This is a genomic window from Bradyrhizobium sp. CCH5-F6 (genome assembly GCF_001556045.1).
Taxonomy (GTDB): Bacteria; Pseudomonadota; Alphaproteobacteria; order Rhizobiales; family Xanthobacteraceae; genus Bradyrhizobium.
The window spans coordinates 32,281-56,171 of record NZ_LSIC01000073.1 but is presented as its reverse complement, the minus strand read 5'-3'; the positions used below and the strand labels follow the sequence as shown (position 1 = coordinate 56,171).

The 23,891-nt window shown below is 65.6% G+C and carries 22 protein-coding genes and 1 tRNA gene; 13 read left to right on the top strand and 10 right to left on the bottom strand.

Annotated features, from left to right (window positions below):
- Positions 1-21: 21 nt before the first annotated feature.
- Positions 22-483, top strand: coding sequence for a MarR family winged helix-turn-helix transcriptional regulator (locus tag AX729_RS12760; RefSeq protein WP_061023499.1), 462 nt, complete (start codon positions 22-24; stop codon positions 481-483).
- Positions 484-486: 3 nt separating this feature from the next.
- On the opposite strand, the gene AX729_RS12755 is transcribed toward AX729_RS12760, so the two are convergent.
- The 3 genes from AX729_RS12755 to AX729_RS12745 all read right to left on the bottom strand — a co-directional run bounded on the left by AX729_RS12755 (position 487) and on the right by AX729_RS12745 (position 1,503).
- The gene (locus AX729_RS12755) at positions 487-723 is read right to left on the bottom strand and encodes a GIY-YIG nuclease family protein (RefSeq protein WP_061023497.1); all 237 of its coding nucleotides are present in this window, start codon (positions 721-723) and stop codon (positions 487-489) included.
- A gap of 202 nt (positions 724-925) precedes the next feature.
- Positions 926-1,001, bottom strand: a tRNA-Ala gene (locus AX729_RS12750).
- 94 nt (positions 1,002-1,095) lie between these two features.
- Positions 1,096-1,503, bottom strand: coding sequence for a TIGR02300 family protein (locus AX729_RS12745; protein WP_061023495.1), 408 nt, complete (start codon positions 1,501-1,503; stop codon positions 1,096-1,098).
- 160 nt (positions 1,504-1,663) lie between these two features.
- Here AX729_RS12745 and aroA point away from each other — a divergent pair, with 160 nt between their 5' ends.
- From aroA to trpB, 8 genes are all read left to right on the top strand, one after another.
- Positions 1,664-3,001, top strand: a complete 1,338-nt coding sequence (aroA, locus tag AX729_RS12740; RefSeq protein WP_061023493.1) for a 3-phosphoshikimate 1-carboxyvinyltransferase — start codon at positions 1,664-1,666, stop codon at positions 2,999-3,001.
- A complete protein-coding gene (gene cmk, locus AX729_RS12735; RefSeq protein ID WP_061023491.1) occupies positions 2,998-3,636 on the top strand; it encodes a (d)CMP kinase in 639 nt (212 codons plus the stop codon). The genes aroA and cmk overlap by 4 nt, the downstream gene beginning before the upstream one ends.
- A gap of 268 nt (positions 3,637-3,904) precedes the next feature.
- Entirely contained in the window at positions 3,905-5,611 is a 1,707-nt protein-coding gene (rpsA, locus tag AX729_RS12730; RefSeq protein WP_061023489.1) for a 30S ribosomal protein S1, read from the top strand.
- Between the two features lie 310 nt (positions 5,612-5,921).
- Positions 5,922-6,902, top strand: coding sequence for a signal peptide peptidase SppA (gene sppA, locus AX729_RS12725; protein ID WP_061023487.1), 981 nt, complete (start codon positions 5,922-5,924; stop codon positions 6,900-6,902).
- Between the two features lie 171 nt (positions 6,903-7,073).
- On the top strand, positions 7,074-7,379 hold the full coding sequence (locus AX729_RS12720) for an integration host factor subunit beta (RefSeq protein WP_008539997.1): 306 nt from the start codon (positions 7,074-7,076) through the stop codon (positions 7,377-7,379).
- Positions 7,380-7,448: 69 nt separating this feature from the next.
- Positions 7,449-7,841 (top strand): lipopolysaccharide assembly protein LapA domain-containing protein, encoded by a 393-nt coding sequence (locus AX729_RS12715; RefSeq protein WP_061023485.1) that lies wholly within the window; start codon positions 7,449-7,451, stop codon positions 7,839-7,841.
- Positions 7,842-7,908: 67 nt separating this feature from the next.
- The gene (locus tag AX729_RS12710) at positions 7,909-8,568 is read left to right on the top strand and encodes a phosphoribosylanthranilate isomerase (RefSeq protein WP_061023483.1); all 660 of its coding nucleotides are present in this window, start codon (positions 7,909-7,911) and stop codon (positions 8,566-8,568) included.
- Positions 8,565-9,782: a tryptophan synthase subunit beta gene (gene trpB, locus AX729_RS12705; protein ID WP_061023481.1), complete on the top strand. Its 1,218-nt coding sequence runs from the start codon at positions 8,565-8,567 to the stop codon at positions 9,780-9,782. The genes AX729_RS12710 and trpB overlap by 4 nt, the downstream gene beginning before the upstream one ends.
- A gap of 79 nt (positions 9,783-9,861) precedes the next feature.
- Here trpB and AX729_RS12700 read toward each other — a convergent pair whose 3' ends face one another.
- Positions 9,862-10,206, bottom strand: coding sequence for an endonuclease domain-containing protein (locus tag AX729_RS12700; RefSeq protein WP_061023479.1), 345 nt, complete (start codon positions 10,204-10,206; stop codon positions 9,862-9,864).
- A 72-nt stretch (positions 10,207-10,278) separates the two neighbouring features.
- On the opposite strand from AX729_RS12700, the gene trpA reads away from it, so the two are divergent.
- From trpA to AX729_RS12680, 4 genes are all read left to right on the top strand, one after another.
- The gene (gene trpA, locus AX729_RS12695) at positions 10,279-11,115 is read left to right on the top strand and encodes a tryptophan synthase subunit alpha (RefSeq protein WP_061023477.1); all 837 of its coding nucleotides are present in this window, start codon (positions 10,279-10,281) and stop codon (positions 11,113-11,115) included.
- 173 nt (positions 11,116-11,288) lie between these two features.
- Complete coding sequence (gene accD / locus AX729_RS12690) at positions 11,289-12,230, top strand: acetyl-CoA carboxylase, carboxyltransferase subunit beta (protein ID WP_061023475.1); 942 nt, start codon at positions 11,289-11,291, stop codon at positions 12,228-12,230.
- Positions 12,227-13,570, top strand: coding sequence for a bifunctional folylpolyglutamate synthase/dihydrofolate synthase (locus tag AX729_RS12685; RefSeq protein ID WP_061023473.1), 1,344 nt, complete (start codon positions 12,227-12,229; stop codon positions 13,568-13,570). The genes accD and AX729_RS12685 overlap by 4 nt, the downstream gene beginning before the upstream one ends.
- An 11-nt stretch (positions 13,571-13,581) precedes the next feature.
- Positions 13,582-14,322 carry a metallophosphoesterase family protein gene (locus AX729_RS12680; protein ID WP_061023471.1) on the top strand — a complete coding sequence of 247 codons (741 nt, stop codon included), beginning with the start codon at positions 13,582-13,584 and terminating at the stop codon, positions 14,320-14,322.
- Positions 14,323-14,337: 15 nt separating this feature from the next.
- On the opposite strand, the gene AX729_RS12675 is transcribed toward AX729_RS12680, so the two are convergent.
- The 6 genes from AX729_RS12675 to AX729_RS12650 all read right to left on the bottom strand — a co-directional run bounded on the left by AX729_RS12675 (position 14,338) and on the right by AX729_RS12650 (position 23,878).
- Entirely contained in the window at positions 14,338-15,345 is a 1,008-nt protein-coding gene (locus AX729_RS12675) for an ATP-dependent DNA ligase (RefSeq protein WP_061023469.1), read from the bottom strand.
- 141 nt (positions 15,346-15,486) lie between these two features.
- Positions 15,487-15,807 carry a thioredoxin gene (gene trxA / locus AX729_RS12670; RefSeq protein ID WP_061023468.1) on the bottom strand — a complete coding sequence of 107 codons (321 nt, stop codon included), beginning with the start codon at positions 15,805-15,807 and terminating at the stop codon, positions 15,487-15,489.
- A 67-nt stretch (positions 15,808-15,874) separates the two neighbouring features.
- Positions 15,875-19,384, bottom strand: coding sequence for a double-strand break repair helicase AddA (addA, locus tag AX729_RS12665; RefSeq protein WP_061023466.1), 3,510 nt, complete (start codon positions 19,382-19,384; stop codon positions 15,875-15,877).
- Positions 19,378-22,524 (bottom strand): double-strand break repair protein AddB, encoded by a 3,147-nt coding sequence (gene addB, locus AX729_RS12660; protein WP_061023464.1) that lies wholly within the window; start codon positions 22,522-22,524, stop codon positions 19,378-19,380. Before addB ends, addA begins: the two co-directional genes overlap by 7 nt.
- Before the next feature lie 195 nt (positions 22,525-22,719).
- Positions 22,720-23,442, bottom strand: coding sequence for a nucleotidyltransferase family protein (locus AX729_RS12655; protein ID WP_061023462.1), 723 nt, complete (start codon positions 23,440-23,442; stop codon positions 22,720-22,722).
- Between the two features lie 118 nt (positions 23,443-23,560).
- Positions 23,561-23,878: a PilZ domain-containing protein gene (locus AX729_RS12650; protein WP_061023460.1), complete on the bottom strand. Its 318-nt coding sequence runs from the start codon at positions 23,876-23,878 to the stop codon at positions 23,561-23,563.
- Positions 23,879-23,891: the final 13 nt, after the last annotated feature.

The following is a 23,891-nucleotide window of genomic DNA, read 5'->3' as shown; positions in this document are numbered from 1 at the left end:
GCAAACCTCGCGAGATTCCCCATGGCCCGGAAACCATCGGCGGCGGATGCCCCGCTGCGGCTCGACAACCAGATCTGCTTCGCGGTCTATTCGGCCGCGCATGCCTTCAACCGGGTCTACAAGCCGTTGCTCGACCGGCTCGGCCTGACCTATCCGCAATATCTGGTGATGCTGGTGCTGTGGGAGCGCGACGACGTGCCGGTCAAGGACATCGGCGACAAGCTGTTCCTGGATTCGGGCACGCTGACCCCGCTGCTCAAGCGGCTCGAGGCCGCTCATCTCGTCAAGCGTACCCGCTCGCGCGAGGATGAGCGTCAGGTGCTGATCGCGCTGACGCCGCAGGGCCAGGCGTTGAAGGACAAGGCGCGCAGCGTGCCGCAGTCGATCCTGGCGGCGTCGGATTGCTCGGTGTCGGAGCTGGTCGCGATGAAGGACGAGATCGTCGCGTTGCGGGATCGGCTGAATGCGGTGATCGGGGAGTAGGGGTTAGAGGCGCTTCTTGGCAAACGCGCGGCCGGACGCTGACTTCAGGTATCTCTCAAACGCGACAGCCTGCTTCGCATTGCTGAACGCGACGTAAGTCTTGAGGCGCCAAGGCCCGAATTTCGAAGTGTGAGGTACCTCGCCGGCATTGTGCTTTGCCAATCGGGCGCGCAGGTCGTCGGTGATCCCGACATAAAAGTGGAGGCTATCGAGGCTTTCTAGAATGTAGACGTACTTCACGGCACGCTCCCCAGTTGTCGAGGAGTTCTTATACCCGCTTCCGTTCTGCTGAAGTCCCGCCTCGCTACGAGAGGGCTTGCCGAGCCGAAGCTGCGAACTGGAGGTTTGCGGATGGAGCCCGGCTTCGCCCTTTGGGCTACGCCGCGGCAGCCTTCGCTACGAAAGGGCTTGCCGAGCCGAAGCAGGCGTAGCCTGCGAAGGCTGGTGGAGCCAGGCGGGATCGAACCGCCGACCTCTTGCATGCCATGCAAGCGCTCTCCCAGCTGAGCTATGGCCCCTTAACCCTAGACGGGGTGATCTGGTGGCTCACCCCAACCGGCGAGTCCTAGGCGACTCGCGCGGTGCACCCTTTTTCACAGATCAGGGCTGATCTCAAGTCTCTTCATCGCCCCCGACATCACCAATGATGTCGGTCACGTCCTCGTCACCCTCTTCCTCGTCGGGGATGAAGGTCGAATCATCATCGTCGTCGTCGTCGAGGGTCTCGTCGACCTCGATATCGTCCTCGGACTCGGGCACGACGGCCTTGACCTTGCCGGTGTTCTCCTCGGCATCGGCCTCCTCGAGCGAGACCTCTTCGACCTCTGCCGGCTCGGGCGTAGCATCCGCCGTTGCCGCGTGCCGGGCTTCGGCGCCTCGGGACATGCGCGCGGGCGCCACGGGGGCGATCGGCACCACTTCGCCGGTATAGGGCGAGATCACCGGATTCTTGTTGAGGTCATAGAACTTCTTGCCCGTGGTCGGGCAAATACGTTTGGTTCCGAGTTCGGACTTGGCCACGGCAGGAATCCTGGGAATGTCTGAAAAGCGGTGCTTCACTTGGCTAGTTGGCGGCCCGCTGTCAATAGCGCATTACGGGAGAACGACATCCCCGTGACGGGGCGCGGACCATGTGGTACCTGCCCCGCAGCCCCGCGAGGGCGCATCCAAGGACACAATCTTGACCCATTCCGACCAACCGAGACCGCTCCAGTCTCGCGCCAGCGGTCCCCTGACCGGGAAAGTACGGGTGCCCGGGGACAAGTCGATCTCCCACCGCGCCCTGATCCTGGGCGCGCTCGCCGTCGGCGAAACCCGGATTTCGGGCCTGCTCGAGGGCGAGGACGTCCTCAACACCGCCAAATCCATGCAGGCGCTCGGCGCCAGCGTCGAACGCATCGGCGATTTTGCCTGGAAAGTGCAGGGGGTGGGTGTCGCAGGTTTCGCTCAGCCCAAGGCGGCGCTGGATTTCGGCAACTCCGGCACGGGCTGCCGGCTGGTCATGGGCGCCGTCGCTGGCTGCCCGATCTCGGCGGTGTTCGACGGCGACGCCTCACTGCGCAGCCGCCCCATGCGCCGGATCCTCGATCCGCTCGAAAAAATGGGCGCCAGGGTCGTCTCCGGCGGAGAGGGCGGGCGTCTGCCGCTGACCCTCCAGGGCGCGCGCGATCCGCTGCCGATCGTCTACAGGACGCCGGTCGCCTCGGCCCAGATCAAATCGGCCGTATTGCTGGCGGGCCTGGCTGCGCCGGGGACCACGACCGTGATCGAGACCGAGGCCAGCCGGGACCATACCGAGCTGATGCTCAAGCATTTTGGCGCCGACATCACATCAGTTCAGGAAGGCCAGCACGGCCGCCGCATCACGCTCGTGGGCCAGCCCGAGCTGCATGGCGCCAGTGTCGTCGTGCCCGCCGATCCCTCTTCGGCGGCCTTCCCGGTCGTCGCTGCGCTGGTCGTCGAGGGCTCGGACGTCATCCTGTCGGATGTCATGACCAATCCGCTGCGTACCGGCCTGTTCACCACGCTGCGCGAAATGGGCGCCTCGATCGAGGAAAGTGAGGTCCGCGGCGATGCCGGCGAGCCGATGGCGCAACTGCGCGTGCGCGCGTCGAAGCTGCGCGGCGTCGAGGTGCCGCCGGAGCGCGCGCCCTCGATGATCGACGAATATCTGGTGCTGGCGGTCGCAGCCTCCTTCGCCGAAGGCACCACCACCATGCGCGGCCTGCAAGAGCTGCGCGTCAAGGAATCCGATCGGCTGGAGGCCACCGCCGACATGCTCCGCGTCAATGGCGTCAAGGTCGAGGTCTCCGGCGACGATCTGATCGTCGAGGGCCGCGGACATGTTCCCGGCGGCGGCACCGTCGCCACCCACATGGACCATCGCATCGCGATGTCGGCACTGGTGATGGGCTGCGCCTCCGACCAGCCCGTGACCGTCGACGACACCGCGTTCATCGCTACCAGTTTTCCGGATTTCATACCGATGATGCGATCGCTGGGGGCGGAGTTTTCATGATCATCGCCATCGACGGGCCAGCGGCCTCGGGCAAGGGGACGCTCGGCAAGCGCCTGGCGCACCATTACGGCTATCGTCACCTCGATACCGGCGTGATCTATCGCGCGGTCGCCTATGCGCTGATGCAGTCGGGCCACGATCTTCGGGACGAGGCGGCGGCGGTGGCGGCGGCGCTGGAGCTCGATCCGGAAAAGTTCGGCAATCCCGTGCTGAAGACCCAGAAGGTCGGCGAGGGGGCCTCCATCGTCTCGGCAATCCCGCGGGTCCGCGAGGCCCTGGTCAATTTCCAGCGGCAATTCGCCGCCGATCCGCCAGGCGCCGTCCTCGACGGCCGGGATATCGGAACGGTGATCTGCCCCCATGCCGACGTCAAAATCTTCGTCGTTGCGGACCCGAAGGTTCGGGCCCATCGCCGGACCATGGAGGCCAGGGCGCGGGGGGAAGAGGCCGATGAGGCCGCCGTGCTCGCGGACATCATCCAGCGCGACGAACGCGACAAGAACCGGCCGATTGCGCCTCTAAAACCGGCTCCGGATGCTTACTTGCTAGATAACTCCCAACTGGATATAGAAGGCGGCGTCCGGGCCGCCATCGACATTATCGAGGCCGTCCGAGCGGGCCGGTCGCGGGGTTAAGCCGCCGCCGTCATTGGAGGAAGTGCCCGCTCCCGCTCTTTGAGGTCGATACTCTCGGTCCCCTCGCTTCGGGGCCGGTGCGATCCAGGTTCCGGACAAGCATTTCAACGTATCGAACGCGCGGGCCTCAGCCGGCCCGCTTCCGCTGTTCCGGCGCCCAAACCCGGCAGCGAGCGGTCGCTCGAAGGTCTTGCGGACCTTCCGACACTGCGCGTGCGATGCGCCCATGAACCCAACGGCCGGCAAGACATCCGCAACTGGAGAACAAATGGCTTCGACTTCTGCTGATACCTATAGCCCGTCGCGCGACGATTTCGCCGCGATGCTCGACGAGTCCTTCGCAGGCGGCAACCTGCAGGAAAGCTCCGTCATCAAGGGCAAGGTGGTTGCAATTGAAAAGGACATGGCCGTCATCGACGTCGGCCTGAAGACCGAGGGCCGCGTCGCGCTGCGCGAATTTTCGGGCCCCGGCCGTGAAAGCGACCTCAAGGTCGGCGACGAGGTGGAAGTGTTCCTCGATCGCATCGAAAACGCCCTCGGCGAAGCCGTGCTGTCGCGCGACAAGGCGCGCCGCGAAGAGAGCTGGGGCAAGCTCGAGAAGGCGTTCCAGAACAACGAGAAGGTCAACGGCGTCATCTTCAACCAGGTCAAGGGCGGCTTCACCGTCGACCTCGACGGTGCCGTTGCGTTCCTGCCGCGCTCGCAGGTCGACATCCGCCCGATCCGCGACGTCGCGCCGCTGATGAACAACTCGCAGCCGTTCCAGATCCTCAAGATGGACCGCCGCCGCGGCAACATCGTCGTCTCCCGCCGCACGGTGCTGGAAGAGACCCGCGCCGAGCAGCGTCAGGAGCTGGTGCAGAACCTCGAAGAGGGTCAGGTCATCGACGGCGTGGTCAAGAACATCACCGATTACGGTGCGTTCGTTGATCTCGGCGGTATCGACGGCCTGCTGCACGTCACCGACATCGCGTGGCGCCGCGTCAACCATCCGACCGAGGTGCTCTCGATCGGCCAGACCGTGAAGGTCAAGATCATCAAGATCAACCACGAGACGCACCGCATCTCGCTGGGCATGAAGCAGCTGCTGGACGATCCGTGGCAGGGCATCGAAGCCAAGTACCCGCTGGGTGCCCGCTTCACCGGCCGCGTCACCAACATCACCGACTACGGTGCGTTCGTCGAGCTCGAGCCGGGCATCGAAGGCCTGATCCACGTCTCCGAGATGTCGTGGACCAAGAAGAACATGCACCCCGGCAAGATCGTCTCGACCTCGCAGGAAGTCGACGTGCAGGTGCTGGAAGTCGATTCCGTCAAGCGTCGCATCTCGCTCGGCCTCAAGCAGACCATGCGCAACCCCTGGGAGGTCTTCGTCGAAGGTCACCCGACCGGTTCGGTGGTCGAGGGCGAAGTCAAGAACAAGACCGAGTTCGGTCTGTTCCTGGGCCTCGAAGGCGACGTCGACGGCATGGTCCACCTCTCCGACCTCGACTGGAAGCTTCCGGGCGAGCAGGTGATCGACAACTACAAGAAGGGCGACATGGTGAAGGCCGTGGTGCTCGACGTGGACGTCGAGAAGGAGCGCATCTCGCTCGGCATCAAGCAGCTCGAAGGCGACCCCTTCGCCGAGCCGGGCGATGTCAAGAAGGGCGCGGTCGTGACCTGCGAAGTGCTCGAAGTGAAGGACAGCGGTATCGAGGTGAAGATCGCCGGTACCGACTTCTCCACCTTCATCAAGCGCTCCGAGCTCGCGCGTGACCGCAACGACCAGCGCGCCGAACGCTTCGCCGTCGGCGAGAAGGTCGATGCCCGCGTGATCCAGTTCGACAAGAAGGCCCGCAAGGTCCAGGTGTCGATCAAGGCACTCGAAGTTGCCGAAGAGAAGGAAGCCATCGCGCAGTACGGCTCCTCGGATTCGGGTGCGACGCTCGGCGACATTCTGGGCACCGCGCTCAAGAACCGCGACAGCAAGTAAGCGAAGCATACGTTTCGCTGACATCAAGGCCCCGGCGCGAGCCGGGGCTTTTTTGTTGCGGTCTGAACAAACTCTACCGACAGGAAGTGGTTTGACGAAGACTCGGAGTGGGCGTCTCGCGTCACAGGCCTCCCTGGGGTTATGGATCCCCGCGTTCGCGGGGATGACGACTGAGTTTCGTGGCGGCCTGATTGGCCCTCACGAGGCCTTCATTTCTTCAAAATGCGTCGCAATTGGTGTATCCAGATAAGCCAATGGTCACGCCGTGACGGCACAACGCGTGGCCAGCCTTTCATTTGGAGATATTCCGATGTCGCTCGATTCGGACATCATCGTCGATCGCCGCAGGATCCGCCGCAAGCTGACGTTCTGGCGTGCGATGGCCGCGCTGATCGCGATCGCGGCGATTGCGAGCTTCGCGCTGGTTGCGACGCCCGGGGCACGCGGCACCTTCGCATCGGCCGGCTCGATTGCGCGCGTTCATATCGATGGATTGATCCGCAGCGATTCCGAGCGCACGCAGGCGCTCGAGCGGCTCGAGAATTCCGGGGCCGCCGCCGTCATCGTTCACATCAACTCGCCGGGCGGCACCACTGCCGGTTCCGAGCAGCTCTACGATTCGCTCACTCGGCTGAAGAGAAAGAAGCCGCTGGTCGTCGTCGTCGAGGGCCTCGCGGCATCGGGCGGCTATATCACGGCGATCGCGAGCGACCACATCATCGCCCAGCAGAGCTCGCTGGTCGGCTCGATCGGCGTGCTGTTCCAGTACCCCAACGTCTCCGAGCTGCTGAAGACCATCGGCGTCAAGGTCGAGGAGGTGAAGTCCTCGCCGCTGAAGGCAGCCCCCAACGGTTTCGAGCCGACCAGTCCGGAGGCTCGCGCCGCGCTCGATGCGCTGGTCAAGGACTCCTATGCCTGGTTCAGGGGAATGGTGAAGGAGCGGCGTGGCATGGATGACACGCAGCTCGAAAAAGTCGCCGATGGCCGCGTCTTCACCGGGCGCCAGGCGATCGATCTCAAGCTGATCGACCAGATCGGCGACGAGAAGACGGCCGTGAACTGGCTGGTCGAGCACAAGAGCGTCAAGAAGGGGCTTCCCGTTCGCGATTACAAGCTCCAGCCGCGCTTCGGCGATCTGCCATTCCTCAAGACCGCCGCCGCCGTGACGCTGGAAGCGCTCGGTTTGGGGGCGATTGCGCATCAAATCGGGCAAACCGGCGTCGCGCAGGCGGTCGACCGGTTGGGAATGGATGGAATGCTGGCCTTGTGGCAGCCGGCCGCGTCAAACTGACCCCGACAGGCGAGTTCCACAAGGTTTTCCCGTCGCACGCGTGCTGGCCCAGCCCGCTTTTGCGGCATTTGTCACGCATTTTCACGACGCCCAACCTTGATTTAGCGTCTTGACAGATCAAGGTATTTTCACGGAAATGGTTGTCCGCACGCTCCCGGGTCCTATCTCTCGATGATCAAATCCGAACTTGTTCAGCGTATCGCCGAGCACAACCCGCATCTGTACCAGCGGGATGTCGAGAACATTGTGAATGCGATTCTCGAAGAGATCGTGGCGGCGCTTGCACGCGGTGATCGCGTCGAGCTGCGCGGCTTCGGTGCCTTCTCGGTCAAGCATCGCCCCGCACGTGCCGGGCGCAATCCACGCACCGGCGCCCATGTGCCCGTCGATCAGAAGAGCGTTCCGTTCTTCAAGACCGGCAAGGAAATGCGTGAGCGGCTCAACCGCGATCATCCGGATCCCGGCGCGGCAGACTGAGCCGGCATCAGGGTTATTCGCGGTCGCGCCGATGCGGCCGCAAGCTTGATTCAAGGCGAGCGAAGCGAGATGCGAAAGTTCCTCACCGCGCTGATCGTGATACCGCTGGGCCTGATCCTGGTGGCCTTTGCCGTGGCCAACCGGCATTTCGTCACGGTATCCTTCGATCCCTTCATTTCCGACGACCCGTCACTGTCGCTGACGTTGCCGCTGTTCATGCTGCTGATCCTGGTGGCCGCCCTTGGAGTCTTCGCGGGCGGCTCTGCCGTCTGGTTCGGCCAGCGGCGCTGGCGGCGCACGGCGCGCCGGAATGACGCGGAGGCCCGGACCGCCAGGGCCGAACTGGCCGATCTGCGGGCCCAGACGGCCGCGGCGAAGCCCGAGTCCCTGCGGCTTCCCGTACCCTCCGGTATGGGGCTGTACGGGCCCGTCGGGCGAGACAAGCAGCGCGCGACGTTGTAGAAGCGGCCCCGACCGAAAGCCCCGTTTTTCCGGCCGCAGACCCGCGGCCTGCATTTGCTTCGAGACCATGTCCCTGCTCGTCAAGATCTGCGGCCTGTCGACGCGCGAGACGCTTCAAGCGGCGCTCGACGCGGGCGCCGACATGGTAGGGTTCGTGTTCTTTCCGCCGTCGCCGCGGCATCTCTCGCTGGAGGCCGGGCGCGATCTCGGCCGCCAGGTGAAGCAGCGCGCGCTCAAGGTCGCGCTCACCGTCGATGCTGACGACGCCACGCTCGACAACATCATGGACGCGCTGTCGCCGGATATCTTTCAGCTCCACGGCAAGGAGAGCGTGGCCCGGCTGCGCGACATCAAGCAGAAATTCGGCCGCCCGGTGATGAAGGCGCTGCCGGTCGAGACCGCCGCCGATCTCGCCGTCCTGCCCGGCTATGCTGCGGTCGCCGACCGCATCCTGTTCGACGCGAGGCCGCCCAAGGAGGCGACGCGCCCCGGCGGGCTCGGCGCTCCATTCGACTGGCAATTGCTGCAAAACCTGGAGCTCGATCTCCCGTATATGGTTTCGGGTGGCCTTAGTGCCCAAAACCTCGCCGAGGCCGTCCGCATCACCCGCGCCGGCGGCGTCGATGTCTCATCCGGTGTCGAAAGCGCCCCCGGCGTCAAGGATCCCGAGATGATCAAGGCCTTCATTCGCGCCGCGCGCGCCAGCCAAGAGTTGAGCGTCCGATGAACATCGCCAAACCAAACTCCTACCGCAGCGGCCCAGACGAGCGCGGCCATTTCGGCATTTTCGGGGGGCGCTTCGTCGCCGAGACCCTGATGCCGCTGATCCTCGACCTGGAGAGGGCCTACACCGCCGCCAAGGATGATCCGGCGTTCCAGTCCGAGATGAACGGCTACCTCAAGAACTATGTCGGCCGGCCCTCGCCGCTCTATTTCGCCGAGCGCCTGACCGAACATCTCGGCGGCGCCAAGATCTATCTCAAGCGCGAGGAGCTCAACCACACCGGTTCGCACAAGGTGAACAATGTGCTCGGCCAGATCATGCTGGCGCGGCGCATGGGCAAGAAGCGCATCATCGCCGAGACCGGCGCCGGGCAGCACGGTGTCGCCACCGCGACGCTGTGCGCGCGCTTCGGCCTCGAATGCATCGTCTATATGGGTGCCGTCGACGTCGAGCGGCAGCAGCCCAACGTCATCCGCATGGAGATGCTGGGCGCCAAGGTGATGCCGGTGCAGTCGGGCACGCGCACGCTGAAGGACGCCATGAACGAGGCGCTGCGCGACTGGGTCACCAACGTGCACAACACGTTCTATTGCATCGGCACGGTAGCGGGCCCGCATCCCTATCCGACGCTGGTGCGCGACTTCCAGTCGATCATCGGCAACGAGACCAAGGCGCAGATGCAGGAGATCGAAGGCCGCCTGCCGGATTCGCTGGTCGCCTGCATCGGCGGCGGCTCGAATGCGATGGGCCTGTTCCATCCCTTCCTCGACGATCCCTCCGTCGAAATCTTCGGCGTCGAGGCCGCGGGCCATGGCCTGACGCAACTGCACGCGGCGTCGATTGCGGGCGGCCGTCCCGGCGTGCTGCATGGCAACCGCACTTATCTCTTGATGGATGCCGACGGCCAGATCCAGGACGCGCATTCGATCTCGGCCGGCCTCGATTATCCCGGCATCGGGCCCGAGCATTCCTGGCTGCACGAAGTTGGCCGCGTGAATTATCTCTCCGCGACCGACGACGAGGCGCTCGCCGGGTTCCAGCTGCTGTCGAAGCTCGAAGGGATCATCCCCGCGCTCGAGCCCGCGCACGCCATCGCCAAGGTGATGGAACTCGCGCCGAAACGGCCCAGGGATCACCTGATGGTCGTCAACCTCTCCGGCCGCGGCGACAAGGACGTCCCGCAGGTCGGCGACATCCTGAGGGGCAAGAGCAAGTGAGGCGGGTGTCGCACTCTCTTCACCTCTCCCCGTCGGGGAGAGGTCGGCTGCGAAGCAGCCGGGTGAGGGGTCTCTCCGCTTACTCGAATCTCAGTGAAGATCCGATGAGCTCAAGCACGCCCTCGAGATTCTCGTACACATCCGTGTTCGAGACCCGAACGACGAGGAATCCGCAGGCCTTGAGAACTTCGGTCCGGACCTTGTCACGTTCGACTTCCGCTGGGCTGGAATGCGTGACGCCATCAACTTCAACGATGAGCTTGCCGTCCAAAGTCACGAAGTCGACGATGTACCGATCAATCGGATGCTGTCGACGAAACTTCCAGCGGGCGAGCTGCCTGTTGCGCAGCGCTTGCCAAAGCCTTGCTTCGGCACTCGTCTGCGATTCGCGGAGCCGTCGCGCTCTCGACTTGAACCTCTCCATCCCCCTCACCCGGCTGCTTCGCAGCCGACCTCTCCCCGGAGGGGAGAGGTATAGCACAGCGGCGGCCGGATCATGACCACGCGTATCGACACCCGTTTTGCCGAGCTTGCGAAGCAGGGCCGCTCGGCCTTCGTGACCTTTCTGATGGCCGGCGATCCTGATCCGGCGACCTCGCTCGAGATCATCAAGGCGCTGCCCAAGTCGGGCGCCGACGTGATCGAGATCGGCATGCCCTTCACCGATCCGATGGCCGACGGCCCGTCGATCCAGGCCGCGGGGCTGCGTGCGCTCAAGGCCGGCATGACGCTGAAGAAGACGCTGGAGCTCGTGCGCGGCTTCCGCAAGGACGACAACGCGACGCCGATCGTGCTGATGGGTTACTACAACCCGATCTACATCTACGGCGTCGACAAATTCCTGGTGGATGCCAAGAGCGCCGGCGTCGACGGTCTCATCATCGTCGACCTGCCACCGGAAGAGGACGAGGAGCTCTGCCTGCCCGCGATGAAGGCCGGCCTCAACTTCATCCGCCTGGCGACGCCGACCACCGACGACAAGCGCCTGCCGGCCGTGCTCGCCAATACGTCGGGCTTCGTCTACTACGTCTCCATCACCGGCATCACCGGCGCGGCGACGGCCGACTCCTCGGCGGTGAGCGAGGCGGTTGCCCGCATCAAGCGGCACACCAAGCTACCGGTCTGCGTCGGCTTTGGAATCCGCACGCCGGAGACGGCGCGGGCCATTGCCTCGCATGCCAATGGTGCCGTTGTCGGCACCGCATTGGTCGATGCGCTCAAGAACAGCCTCGATGCCGAAGGGCGGGCGACCGCCAAAACCGTTAACGCCGTGGCTGAGCTGACGGCGGCCCTGGCCCAAGGCGTCAAGGGTGCGCAACAGGCGGCCGAATAGGTCATAATTCCGCTTTAGCTATTAAGTTTGAGTATGATCTTGTCGGAAAACCGCTTCACACTTTTCCGGATCATGCTCTAACGCGGACGACACGGCGGCTTGCCGGGCAGCGGCCCGGCCGCCATATATCCTTCAGGCGATCCGCGAGGCGGGTTCGCGCATCGGAGCAAACCATGAACTGGCTTACCAATGTGGTCCGGCCGAAGATCCGCAACATGCTGCGGCGGGAGACGCCGGAGAATCTGTGGATCAAATGTCCGGATTCCGGGCAGCTCGTGTTCTACAAGGACGTCGAGGCCAACCAGTTCGTCATTCCCGGCTCGAACTATCACATGCGCATGGGTGCGGTCGCTCGGCTGAAGTCGATCTTCGACAACGAGACCTGGTTCGACGTCGCGTTGCCCGAGGTCACGCCCGATCCGCTCAAGTTCCGTGACGAGAAGAAATACGTCGATCGAATCAAGGATGCGCGCGCGCGCACCAATCTGAACGACGCGATCAAGGTCGGCTACGGCAAGCTCGAAGGCTCCGCCGTCGTCGTCGCCGTGCAGGATTTCGACTTCATGGGCGGCTCGCTCGGCATGGCCGCGGGCGAAGCCATCGTGCGCGGGATGGAGCTCGCGGTCGAGAAGAAGTCGCCGTTCATCGTGTTCGCCGCTTCGGGCGGCGCGCGCATGCAGGAAGGCATTTTGTCGCTGATGCAGATGCCGCGCACCACGGTGGCGGTGCAGATGCTGCGCGAAGCAAAGCTGCCTTACATCGTCGTTCTGACCAATCCGACCACCGGCGGCGTCACCGCGTCCTATGCGATGCTCGGCGATGTGCAGATCGCCGAACCGGGCGCACTGATCGGCTTTGCGGGTGCGCGGGTGATCGAACAGACCATCCGTGAAAAGCTGCCTGAAGGCTTTCAGCGCGCCGAGTATCTGAAGGACCACGGCATGGTCGACATGGTCGTGCATCGCCACGAACTGCGTCCGACCCTGGCGCGGCTTTGTCGGTTGCTGACCAAGGCGCCGGCGCTGGAAGGGGCATCGAAGCCGGTGCAGCCGATCGAAAGCCCGGCGCAGATCGTATCGGCCGCCGAGACGGCGCCGGCTGTGCCCCAGGCGTGAACGCGTTCTCCGACAAGGCAAAGCCGCCGCTCGGCGAATTGATCGGGCGGTTGTCGACCCTGCATCAGAAGCGTATCGATCTCGGGCTCGAGCGGATGCACCGTCTGCTCGAACGGCTCGGCCACCCCGAACGCAAGCTGCCGCCGGTGATCCACATCGCGGGCACCAACGGCAAGGGCTCGACGCTCGCCTATCTGCGCGCGACGCTGGAAGCTTCAGGCTTGCGCGTCCACGCCTACACGTCGCCCTATCTCGTCCGCATCAACGAGTGCTTCCGGCTCGGCCGCGTCGGTGGCGGCGTGCTCGTCGGCGACGACGAGCTGCGCGCGGCGCTCGAAGAGGTCGAGCGCGTCAATGCCGGAGAGCCGGCGACCGTGTTCGAGCTGAAGACCGCCGCGGCCTTTCACCTGTTCGCGCAGAATCCGGCCGATGTGGTGCTGCTCGAAGTCGGCCTCGGCGGGCGGCTCGATTCGACCAACGTGGTCGATGCGCCTGCGGCCTGCGTGATCACGCCCGTCAGCATGGACCACATGGATTTCCTCGGCGATACGCTGGCATCGATTGCCGGAGAGAAGGCCGCGATCATCAAGCGCGGCGTGCCCGTGATTTGCGCCGAGCAAATGCCGGACGCGATGGCGGTGATCGAAGCGCAGGCGAGGCGCATGCGCGCGCCGCTGTTTGCCGCAAACGAGAGCTGGCACGTCAATGTCGAGCGCGGGCGCCTGGTCTATTCCGATGACCGCGGCTTGATGGATCTCCCGGCGCCGCGTCTGTTCGGCCGGCACCAATTCGCCAACGCCGGGCTGGCGATCGCAACGCTGCGCGCGCTTCCGAGCCTCAAGGTCAATCACGCCGCTTTCGAGGCCGGCATCGTCGGTGCCGAATGGCCGGCGCGGATGCAGCGCATCGCCTCCGGCGAGCTGCTGTCCTGGGGTCCGCAGGGCTCCGAGATCTGGCTCGACGGTGGCCACAATGCCGAAGGCGGGCGCGTTGCGGCCGCCGCGCTCGGCGACCTCGAAGAGCGGGTGTCGCGGCCGCTGGTGGTGATTGCGGGCATGATGGCCAACAAGGATGCGCCAGGCTTTCTCGCCAATTTTGCCGGCCTGACCCGTCACATCATCGCGGTGCCGATTCCCGACGCCGAGAACGCGATGCCGGTCGACCGCCTTGCGGATGCGGCGCGCAGCCTCGGCATGCGCGTCGAGCCCGCGCCGGGCGTCGAAGCCGCGCTCCGCGCATTGGCGAAGCTCGCCTACGAGGTGCCGCCGCGCATCCTGATCACCGGCTCGCTGTATCTGGCCGGCCACGTGCTGGCGATCAACGGCACGCCGCCTGCGTGACGGGGATATCGATGCGTTTTGCTGCCATCGCCGACGTCCACGGGAACTATCTCGCGCTGGAAGCCGTGCTCGCCGACATCCGCGCGCAAGGCATCGCCGACATCGTCAATCTCGGTGACATGCTGAGTGGACCGCTCGATGCGCGCCGGACCATCGAGATCCTGATGACGCTCGACGCGGTGCATGTGCTCGGCAATCACGATCGCTACCTGCTCGACCGTCCGCCGGAGAAGATGGGCTCGTGGGATCGTCCCGCTCATGCACAGCTGAATAGCCCGCAACTCGATTGGCTGCGCGCGCAGCCGATGACGCGTATCTTCCGTGACCAGGTCTTTCTCTGTCACGCGACACCCGGCAATGATGAGGTGTACTGGCTCGACACGGTTCATCCGGACGGCACGGTTGCGCTGTCGCCGCTCGATCGCATCGAGCAATTTGCGATCGGGATCTCGCAGTCGCTGATCCTCTGCGCTCACACCCATCTGGCCCGCGTCGTGCGTCTGCGCGACGGTCGGCTCATCGTCAATCCCGGCAGTGTCGGCAGCCCGGGCTATCGCGACAAGCATCCGTATCCGCACGTCGTCGAAGCCGGCACGCCGCACGCGCGTTATGCCGTTCTCGAGCTCGCCGATGGCGGCTGGCAAGTGACATTCCGTCACGTCGCATATGATCACGATTCCATGGCCGCGCTTGCACGCCGCAACGATCAGCCCGAACTGGCGAATGCGCTGGCGACGGGGTGGATCAAGTAGCTGCCCGGACTGCGCTCACTTCAACAGCTTCATCGGATCGGCGACCTTCTGCTTCAGCTGCTCGAAACGGCATTGCCGCGGCACCTTGTCGGGCCGCCAGCGCAGGATCGAGGTGCCATGGCGGAAACGCTCGCCGCTGAAATGGTCGTAGCAGACCTCGATTACCAGCTTCGGCTTGAGCGGGCACCATTTCGCCGAGCGATCGGTGGACCAGCGGCTCGGCCCGCCCGGCGCGTTGCCGGTGAAGCCGGGGTCGCCGATCAATGCTTCGAGCCGATCGGTCAGTTCAGGCTTTGCCTCTGCCTTGATCGCCGAGGTGAAGCCGACATGGTGCAGCAGGCCGTCATCGTCGTAGAGCCCGAGCAGCAGCGAGCCGACCACTTTGCGGCCCGCGAGCTTGTTGGTGGCATACCGGAAGCCGCCGACCACGCAATCGGCGCTGCGGTATTTCTTGATCTTCTGCATGCCGTCGCGATTTCCGGCCTGATATGGCAGGTCGGCGCGCTTGGCGATGACGCCGTCCGAGCCGCCGCCCGACTGCGCCAGCCATTTCTTTGCCGTGGCGTAGCTCGGCGTTGCCGGTGACAGGCGGAAGCTGCCGCCCTTGAGATTAGCTTTCGCAAAAGCCTCCAGTGCCGGCCGTCGCTCGCTGAGTGGCTTGTCGGCAAGCTGCTTCTCTTTGGCGCTCGCGAGCAGATCGAACACGAGGTAGAGCGCTGGCGTGTCCTGCGCGAGCTTCTTCACGCGGCTCGCCGCGGGGTGAATGCGTTGCAGAAGTGCATCGAAGGAGAAGCCCTTGCCCTGCGGCACGACGAACTCGCCGTCGAGCGTGAAGCGATCCGCCTTCAGATTCAGCGCAGCGGCGACGATCTCGGGGAAATAGCGTGCGAGATCTTCGCCGGACTTGGAACGGAGATCAACGCTGCCTCCGTCGCGCGACAGCAGGCAGCGGAAGCCGTCCCATTTCGGCTCATACTGCCACTCCTTGCCGCGCGGGATCTCATCGACCGAACGCGCCTCCATCGCGACGAGAGAGGTGGGTTTGCGATCGCGCTTTCGGGGAGGAGGCAAGGCTGGGACTCGTCATACGCTGAACACGTCCCATCAACGCAAACGGCCGGCATTTCGCCGGCCGTCGTCGAAAAAAATCGGATGCGAGGCGGCTCAGACCGCGGACGTGATCCACTGCTGAAGCTTCGCCTTCGGCGCGGCACCGACCTGGCGCGAGGCCATCTCGCCGCCCTTGAAGATCATCAGGGTCGGGATCGACATCACGCCGTATTTGGAGGCGGTCTTCGGGCTCTCGTCGACGTTGAGCTTCACGATCTTGACCTTGTCGCCCATCGCACCGGCGATCTCGTCGAGGGCGGGCGCGATCATGCGGCAGGGGCCGCACCATTCGGCCCAGAAATCGACGACCACGGGGCCGCTCGCCTTGAGCACTTCGGCTTCGAAATCGGCGTCGGAAACCTTGCTAACGGCCATTGGAGTACCTCACTCGGTTGAAAGAATCGGCGCGCCCGGGAATCGCGCGCGGGATCATGGCGTCAACCTATGAACGGCCTCTTGCCGGGTCAAGGACGCTCACATTGAGATGAAGGGATGCCAGCGTCGCGTCCAGCGCGGGGGCCGAAATCTCCATATATTCAAGGGCCTCCGTCCAGAGCAGGACGGCCCTGACAGGCTTTCGGGGATAAAGCCGCGACAGCACCGCGCGGTACAGCGCAAGCTGCCGGACATAGGCGGCAGGCGCCTCAGCCGCGCTCCTGGGGGCTGCCTGGTTGGTCTTGAAATCGACGATCAGGACCTCGTCGGGCCCAACGACCAGCCGGTCGATCTGCCCCGACACCAGCGCCGGCGGCCCGCCCGGCCGTTCCAGCCTGCCGACGATGGCGACCTCCGCCCGGCTACCCCCGGCGAAGACCGGGGCAAAACGCGGATCGGTGATCAGGGCGAGCACCTTTTCGGCGAGTGCGATGCGGTCGGCTTCCACCCAGTCCGAGGCATTGCGCGTCATGAAGCCGAGCGCGGCCTCGCGCCGGCGCTCGGGGGCGATCTCGGGCAGGGATTGCAGCAGACGGTGCACCAGCGTGCCGCGCTGCAGCGCCAGAGCACGGGACTGCACCGATTCGCCTGAGCGCACGCTGCGGCCTTCCTCGGCCGATTGGCCGGACGGCCGCACGAGATCCTCCTCGGCGGCCTCGCGCGGCGCCGGTACCCGCAACCAGTCCGGCAGAACGATCTTCTGATCCAGGGACGCCGCCGGCGTGCCGAGCGCCACGACATCCTCCGGCCGGGCGAACCGGGTCACTTTGCCGAGCGGCGTCTCGATCACCTGCTTGTCGAGGCCCGAGCCGGCGAGCCCGGTGTCGACCAGGTCGTACCAGCTCAGCTTGCGGACGGTCTTCATGTTGCCGGGCATGCAGCCGCCGACGATCAGCCGGTCGGCCGCGCGCGTCATCGCGACGTAGAGCAGGCGGCGATACTCGTCCTCGGTCTCCTCCAGCATCGCCTTGCGCGCCTCGGCGACCGGCTTGGGATCGTCCGCCTTGCGGCCGGCCCAGACCACGACCTCGCCGCCATTGCCGCGCGGCACGTGAATCAGCCGAACCCGCTGCGAGTCCGCAGGCGACGATGTCGTGTCGACCATGAACACGACCGAGGCCTCGAGGCCCTTGGCGCCGTGCACGGTCATCACCCGCACCTCGTCGCGCGAGATCTCCATGTCGCGCTTCACCTCGGTGTCGGCCGCGCGCAGCCAGGCCATGAATCCCTGGAGCGAGGCCGGCGCCTTGCGCTCGTAGCTCAGCGCGAGCTCAAGAAATTCGTCGAGCGCATCATTGGCCTCATGGCCGAGCCGGCGCAGGATGCGCGCGCGCCCGCCGTCGCCGCCGAGCAGCCAGGCATAGAAGGCGAACGGCGTCTCCTCGCGCGCACGAATCTCGCAAGCTTCCAGGCGTCGCAACGCCGTGGCGAACTTTTCGCTTCCAGCCGCCTGCTCGCCGAGCGCGCGGCGAAGCGACCCCTTGCGATCATGGGCCAGCTGAAACAGATCGTCGTCATCGAGCCCGAACAGCGGGCTCTTCAGCGCCACCGCGAGCGCGAGATCGTCCTGCGGCAGCAGCAGCGCGTCGGCAAGATTCATCAGGTCGATGATCGCGATGTGCTCGGTGAGCTTGAGCCGGTCGGCACCGGCGACCGGGATATTGGCGTGCTTCAACGCCTGGATCACGGCGTCGAAAGCGTTGCCGCGCCGGCGCACCAGGATCAGCATGTCGCCATAGCGCAGGGGGCGGCGCTCGCCCTCATGTCCCGTCAGCGTGCCGCTCTCGACCAGCCGCTTGATCTCGGCCTGGATGCGGCGGGCGAGCTTCACCTCCGGGCTGGTGACGGCGACGCCGTCGAACGGCGCGCGCCAGCCCTCGATGTCCTGCCTCTCGTCGGCCTCGGCGAGGTCCCACAGCTCGATCACACTGGGACCTGCATCTGCGAGCGCGTTGTGCAGGGGATGACCGATCTCGACCGAATGGATGCTCTTGTAGATCGCGGGATCGCGGAAGACGTGGTCGACCGAGTGCAGGATCGTCGCGCCCGAGCGGAACGAATAGGTGAAGGCGACCGGATCGAATTTCAGCCCGGCCGCGGTGAATTTGCGATGCAGCTCGCGCCGACGCGCATCGAATTCGTGGGGCGCTGCGCCCTGGAACGAGAAGATCGACTGCTTCTCGTCGCCGACGGCGAAGATGGTGCGGTTCAGCCCCTCGCGCGCGCCTTCGCCGGCCGTGAACTCGGAGATGATGTGCGCAACGATGTCCCATTGCCGGGGGCTCGTATCCTGGGCCTCGTCGATCAGCACGTGGTCGACGCCGCGGTCGAGCTTGTAATGCACCCAGCCCGAGGCGACGCGGTCGAGCATCGCCAGCGTCTTGTCGATCAGGTCGTCATAGTCGAGCAGCCCGCGCTCCTGCTTCTCGCGTCGGTAGTTCGCGGCAGCAGCGGTCGCGATGTGCAGCAGGGCGGCGGTGCGGTCACGAACCGTGACCGCACGGCGCTTCTCGATCAGCCCTGCAAGACGCTGCGCCTCGGCCTCGAACAGGCGCGCAACGGACGGATTGTGGTCGCAGAACTTCTTGGTCAGCACGGCCTTGCGCGGCAGCTTCTCGTCGGTGAGGAAGACGGACAGATAAGCATCGACCTGATCGCTGCCGGAGAACACCTTTGCCGCGCGCAGGCGCCCCGCCTGGTCGTTGTCCGATTTGCTGCCGTCCTCCAGCGCGAAGGCGATGTCGTCCCAGCGCGATCGCGGCAGGAACGGGCCATCGAGAATCTCCGTCTCGACGTCCTCGATGCGATCGCTCACGTCCACGCCCAGCACCGCAGCCATCTGCGCGGCCGCGGATTCCGCGTTGCCGGCCTCGTCGGTCCAGGCCATGAAGTGATCGCGGCTGAGGCACGCTTCGCGCACCACTTCCTTGAAGGTGACGTCGGCGGCGCTCGCCATCGCGGTCAGGAGCGCGCGTCCGGTCACGCTCTCGGGGGCGCGCGCTGCCTCCAGCAGCACCTTCAGATTGGCGCGCTCCATCATGTCGGTCTGGTCGCGCTCGTCGATGACGGCAAAGCGCGCCGGCACGTTGGCCTCGAACGGAAACTGCTGGAGCAGGCGGGTGCACAGCGCGTGGATGGTCTGGACCTTCAGCCCGCCCGGGGTCTCCAGTGCGCAGGCGAACAGCTTTCGCGCCTCGCGGCGCAGTTTTGCGTTGGGATGGGGGATGCCGACCGCGACAATCGCCTTCGTGAGCGCATCATCATCCAGCGTCACCCAATGCCCGAGCGTGGTGAACACGCGCTCCGCCATGTTCGCTGCGGCGGCTTTGGTGAAGGTGATGCAGAGGATCTTTTCCGGGGGCACGCCCGACAGCAACAGGCGGATCACCCGCTGCACCAGCACATGCGTCTTGCCCGAGCCGGCATTGGCCGACACGAAGGCCGAGGCGGTCGGATCGGACGCACGCGCCTGCCGCGCGCGCACCTCGTCGGGGATGGGACGCGGCGCCTTCACCATTCCTCGATCCCCAATCCGCCGGCCGCAGACCATTCCTTGATCCGGGCGAGGTCGTCATAGGTGCCGTAGCGGTTCGTCCACATCGGCAGATTCAGCGAGGTATAGGCCTGGTTCTCGTCCTCGAAGGCGCGGATCAGCGCTTCCAGCTTGGCCCGCGCCTCGGCTGCCGCGGTGTCCGGCGGCTGGGGTTCGTCGCCTTGCTTGAACTTGAGCTCGAGGATGCGCTCCTCGCCCGGCGGGTTGTTGCCGCTGAGGCGGACATAGACGAGCTGGCTCACGGAGGAGCCGGCATCGATATCGGGGAAGCCACCCTCGCGCAGGATCGCCGCCTCCAGCGTCAGCTGCGGTGACAGGCCCATGCGGACCTGCTTGCCGGTCGGCGGCTGCCCGGTCTTGTAGTCGAGGATCGCATAGCCGCCGCCCTGGCGGCGCTCGATGCGGTCCGCGCGCGCAGACAGGCGGAAGCTGCGCTGATGATCGAGCGTGATCGAGATCTCTCCCCGGGTCTCGGCCGTGATGGCCTCGATGGCGTCGCGCCGCACCGTCTCCCATTCGCCGAACCAGCGCGCGATTCGCTGGAACCGCGGCCACCACAGCGCCCGCGCCTCGGGGCGCTCCATCAGCGGCGCAAAGTGCTTCTCGCCGATTGCGCGAAGCACCCGGGCCGGATCGTCGGGCAGACGCGCGGCATAGGTTTCCGTGAACTCGCCGAGCGCATTATGGATTGCCGAGCCGCGGTCGGCGGCCGAGAGCGGCATGTCGACGGGATCGAGCGCATCGAGCCGCAGGATGCGTTTGGCATAGATCGTATAGGGATCGCGCAGCCAGTCTTCGATTTCGGTGACGGACATCCTGAGCGGCCGCGTCGCGCGCGGCGGCCGCGGCTCCGGCTGCTTGATCGGTCGGACCTCGTCGGGCTGGTCCAGTGCGGCCGCGAACTGCACATATTTCTCGCCGGCACGGACCGCCCTTTTCCAGTGTTCGTCGCCCGCGACCGCCTCCAGCCGGTGCAGGAAGCGCGATGCGACCGCCGGCGCCCCGCCGGCCTTGGCGGAATGGGTGAGGATCACTTCATCGCCGCCGAGCAGCTGCGCGAAGTCATGGGCGGAGAGGCCGATGCGGCGTTCTGGCAGGTCGAGACCCAGCTCGTGCCGCATCGGCCGGCTGAGCCAGGGATCGATGCGCGGCGCCGGAGGCCAGACGCCTTCGATCAGGCCGCCGATGATGATGCGGTCGGCCTGCATCAGGCGCGATTCCAGCGGGCCATAGATCTGCAAGCGCGCGCCCGGCCTGTCCCGTCGCCGCACCGCCCGGTCGCTGAATGCAGTCTGGAAGACATCGGGATAGTCGGGCAACGGCACCATCAGTCCGCTGGTCGTGCCGCCCCGCAGGAGATCATCGAAGGCACTGGCCAGCGCGAGACCGTCGCGATCCTCGAAGGCGAGCGGAATGCCCTGCTCGTCGCGCGACAGCTCGATCATGATCTCGCGGTGACGGTGCGCGAGCTCGGCGAAGTCATAGGGTTTTGACGAGGCCAGGCTCTCGATCGGCGCCAATGCCCTTTGCAGGGCGTCGATCAGTGCCTGGATGCGATCGAGATCTTCCGCCTTGAGGCGCGCTCGCGGCTCGGCGCGGTGCAGCGCAGAGACCTCGCTGCGCCACAGCTTTGCGAGCTCCTCGCGGAAACGGTTGAATTCGCGCAGGAGGCCTGCGGTGCCCGCCGGTGGGCGCGTGCCGCGCAGCACCGCCAGCTCGAGGCCTTCGATTGCCATCTTCCACGCGCCGGGCGCGCGGCCGAGCCGGCATAACGGATGCTTCAGCATCGCCAGCAATGTCGGGGGCTCCAGCCCCTTTGTCGCCGCCTCCGCCGCGAGACGCGCGAACGTGCCGGTAGATGTTTCCATCAGCACATCGCCGCCGGAATCGTCGAAGGCGAGGTCCCATCGGGTCAGCGCCGCCATCACCCGCCGCGCCAGTGCGCGGTCGGGCGTCACGAGCGCCGCCGACTTGTCGAGATGCCGCGCCTCGCGCATCGCGATGGCGATCGCGAGCGCTTCCATTTCAGGATTGGGGGCCTCGACGACCGCGAGGTGTTTCATGCCCGCAGCGATCTTGGCCGCCACGTCGGGGTGCTTCAGCCGGTCGTGCCAGACTTCCGTCTTGGCGGATGGCCGCATCGATTCGGAGGCAAGGAGATCGCGACCGCCTTCTGCCGCCGGTGCCAGCAGCTGGACATCGCTGCGCTTGATGCCGAGGCGTTGCAGCAGTGCATGCATCGCATATTGCGGATGGTTGGAAGCCGGATGCTCCGCGAACTTGCCGAGCGCATCGCGGACGCCGCCGATGCTGCGCCAGGCGTCCTCGTCGAGATCGGTGTCGAGGCCCGGCAGCACCACGGCGCCATGCGGCAGCGAAGCGACCGCATGCAGGAACTTTGCCGTAGCCGGCATCGAGCCGGTCGAGCCAGCGGCGATCACCGGCCCGGTCGGATGCGCGGTCAGGCGCCTTGCTTCCGCTGCGATCAGAAGGTCGCGTCGCGCGGCCGGCTCGATCCGGTTGATCTCGGCGAGATGACTTGGCCAGGCAATGCGCGCGATGCGCAGGAATTCGAGCGAGTGCTGCCAATAGCGATCGAGCTGGTCGGGCACGAGGCCGTCGAGCGCGCTCCAGTCAACACCGCGCGTGACCATGTCGTCGATCAGGCGCGCGAGATCGCCTGCCAGCGCAAGGGTCGAGGCCGGGCCGCCGACCACCAGCGGCGACAGCACCGGGCCCTTGGCCCAGGCGGCGACGAGCTGCGCCAGCGTGAGCCGCCGTTCCAGCTCGCCCAGCCGTGGCGGAATGTCGAGCGGCGCCGCGCCGGAGAACTGTTCGCTCTCGTCCGCGAAAGCCAGCTCGTCCTCGTCGATATCGCCGAGCGCGACGATGCGCGGCAGCACGACGGCATCCGCCTTCATCTCGTCGAGGAAAATCTCGCGGACGACGCGCATCGCGCGCCTCGTCGGCAGATAGAGCGTGGCATCGGCAAGCCGCGCCGGTTCCTTGCGCGCTTCGAAGCCGTCGACCAGCCGTCCCTCGAGCAGGGCCGTGACGACGGTGCGCAGGAACGGAACTGAGAGGGGAACGCTGAAAACGCGCATGAGCTGCCTGATTCGGGATCAGGCGCCAATATAGGGAGCTGGGGCCAAATGGTCATGGGTGCGGGCGAGTAGTCCCCGCTGTCCCACTGTCATTCCGAGGGGATGCGGAGCATCGGACCGGAATCTCAAGATTCTCAGGTGCGCAATCGCGCACCATAGTTCGGGCTTACGTGCGCCTCACAATGACGGGGAGCGCTACGCCACGCTCTCCAGAAACGCCTCTTCCGCGGCATGCACCGCATCAGGCGTGCCGACATGCATCCAGACGCCGTCGAGGCGGAGGCCGAACAGGCGTTCCTCCTCCTCGGCGCGGTCGAACATCTTCGTCAAGGCGAACTCGCCCTTGGGCGCATCGGCGAAGATCGTCGGCGACAGGATCGCAGCGCCGGCATAGACGAAGGGGACGATCTCCTTCTCCTTGCGCTTGCGCAGGGCGCCGTCGGGCAGCATGGCGTAGTCGCCACGGCCGTTATAGCCGATGCTGGTCGCCGTCGGCGCCATCAGCAGCAGGATGTCCATGCGGGTGGGATCGAAGTTTTCCGCAAGCCGGGTCAGGTTGGAGCGCACGCCGTCGATCCACAGCGTGTCGGAATTGACGTGGAAGAACGGGGCGTCGCCGAGCAACGACAGCGCCTTGACGACGCCGCCGCCGGTGCCGAGCACCTGGTCGCGCTCGTCGGAGATGGTCACGCGCGGATGCTGGCGCGATGCGGTGTGATTGATGATCTGGTCCGGCAGGTAGTGCACGTTGACCACCGCCTCGGACACGCCGGCCTGACCGAGCTTGTCGAGCACATGGTCGAGCAGCGGTTGGCCCGCCACGGGCACCATCGGCTTAGGCATCTTGTCCGTCAACGGACGCATGCGCAGGCCGAACCCTGCGGCGAGCACCATGGCTTTGGTCGGTTTGACGGGCATCCTTCGCTTTCTCGGACCTTAGGCTTTCGCAGCAATCCTAGCACGGGGCTCGATCAGCCGCACCGCATCTCGACCGCCTTAACCAGCCGCCGTGACGGTTGTACGACGGGTGTTGCCGTCACGCTCCAATGGCTGTGGAGCGCGCCTTTTTCTTCTTCTCGCCAACCTTGAGGAAATTGACGCCGATCTGGTCGCCATTGACCCAGGCCAGCTCGCAGCGCCGGTACGCAAGCCCCGTGGACGACAGCAGGAGAAAGAATTCCTTCAGGTGCAGGCCCTCGACTGAGCCGTCGATGGTCAGCTTGGCGCCCGTTTCGGAAACGTCCTCCATGGTGCAGTCGCGCCGCCAGGTGCCGTCGATCCCCATCATCTGGGCCGGAATCCCGCGCTCGAAAACAACCCGGTTGCTGCCGCGCTGATCCGCCTTCGCCGCCATCTGCCCTTGCTCC

Excerpts from the sequence above, each read along its gene's own strand:
- AX729_RS12655 (WP_061023462.1), bottom strand. The coding sequence starts at position 23,442 with ATGCCCGTCAAACCGACCAAAGCCATGGTGCTCGCCGCAGGGTTCGGC.
- sppA (WP_061023487.1), top strand. The coding sequence starts at position 5,922 with ATGTCGCTCGATTCGGACATCATCGTCGATCGCCGCAGGATCCGCCGC.
- AX729_RS12720 (WP_008539997.1), top strand. The coding sequence starts at position 7,074 with ATGATCAAATCCGAACTTGTTCAGCGTATCGCCGAGCACAACCCGCAT.
- AX729_RS12650 (WP_061023460.1), bottom strand. The coding sequence starts at position 23,878 with ATGGCGGCGAAGGCGGATCAGCGCGGCAGCAACCGGGTTGTTTTCGAG.
- AX729_RS12760 (WP_061023499.1), top strand. The coding sequence starts at position 22 with ATGGCCCGGAAACCATCGGCGGCGGATGCCCCGCTGCGGCTCGACAAC.
- rpsA (WP_061023489.1), top strand. The coding sequence starts at position 3,905 with ATGGCTTCGACTTCTGCTGATACCTATAGCCCGTCGCGCGACGATTTC.
- AX729_RS12715 (WP_061023485.1), top strand. The coding sequence starts at position 7,449 with ATGCGAAAGTTCCTCACCGCGCTGATCGTGATACCGCTGGGCCTGATC.
- AX729_RS12710 (WP_061023483.1), top strand. The coding sequence starts at position 7,909 with ATGTCCCTGCTCGTCAAGATCTGCGGCCTGTCGACGCGCGAGACGCTT.
- accD (WP_061023475.1), top strand. The coding sequence starts at position 11,289 with ATGAACTGGCTTACCAATGTGGTCCGGCCGAAGATCCGCAACATGCTG.
- trpB (WP_061023481.1), top strand. The coding sequence starts at position 8,565 with ATGAACATCGCCAAACCAAACTCCTACCGCAGCGGCCCAGACGAGCGC.
- cmk (WP_061023491.1), top strand. The coding sequence starts at position 2,998 with ATGATCATCGCCATCGACGGGCCAGCGGCCTCGGGCAAGGGGACGCTC.
- trxA (WP_061023468.1), bottom strand. The coding sequence starts at position 15,807 with ATGGCCGTTAGCAAGGTTTCCGACGCCGATTTCGAAGCCGAAGTGCTC.
- AX729_RS12680 (WP_061023471.1), top strand. The coding sequence starts at position 13,582 with ATGCGTTTTGCTGCCATCGCCGACGTCCACGGGAACTATCTCGCGCTG.
- AX729_RS12675 (WP_061023469.1), bottom strand. The coding sequence starts at position 15,345 with ATGGAGGCGCGTTCGGTCGATGAGATCCCGCGCGGCAAGGAGTGGCAG.
- AX729_RS12700 (WP_061023479.1), bottom strand. The coding sequence starts at position 10,206 with ATGGAGAGGTTCAAGTCGAGAGCGCGACGGCTCCGCGAATCGCAGACG.
- addB (WP_061023464.1), bottom strand. The coding sequence starts at position 22,524 with ATGCGCGTTTTCAGCGTTCCCCTCTCAGTTCCGTTCCTGCGCACCGTC.
- trpA (WP_061023477.1), top strand. The coding sequence starts at position 10,279 with ATGACCACGCGTATCGACACCCGTTTTGCCGAGCTTGCGAAGCAGGGC.
- addA (WP_061023466.1), bottom strand. The coding sequence starts at position 19,384 with ATGGTGAAGGCGCCGCGTCCCATCCCCGACGAGGTGCGCGCGCGGCAG.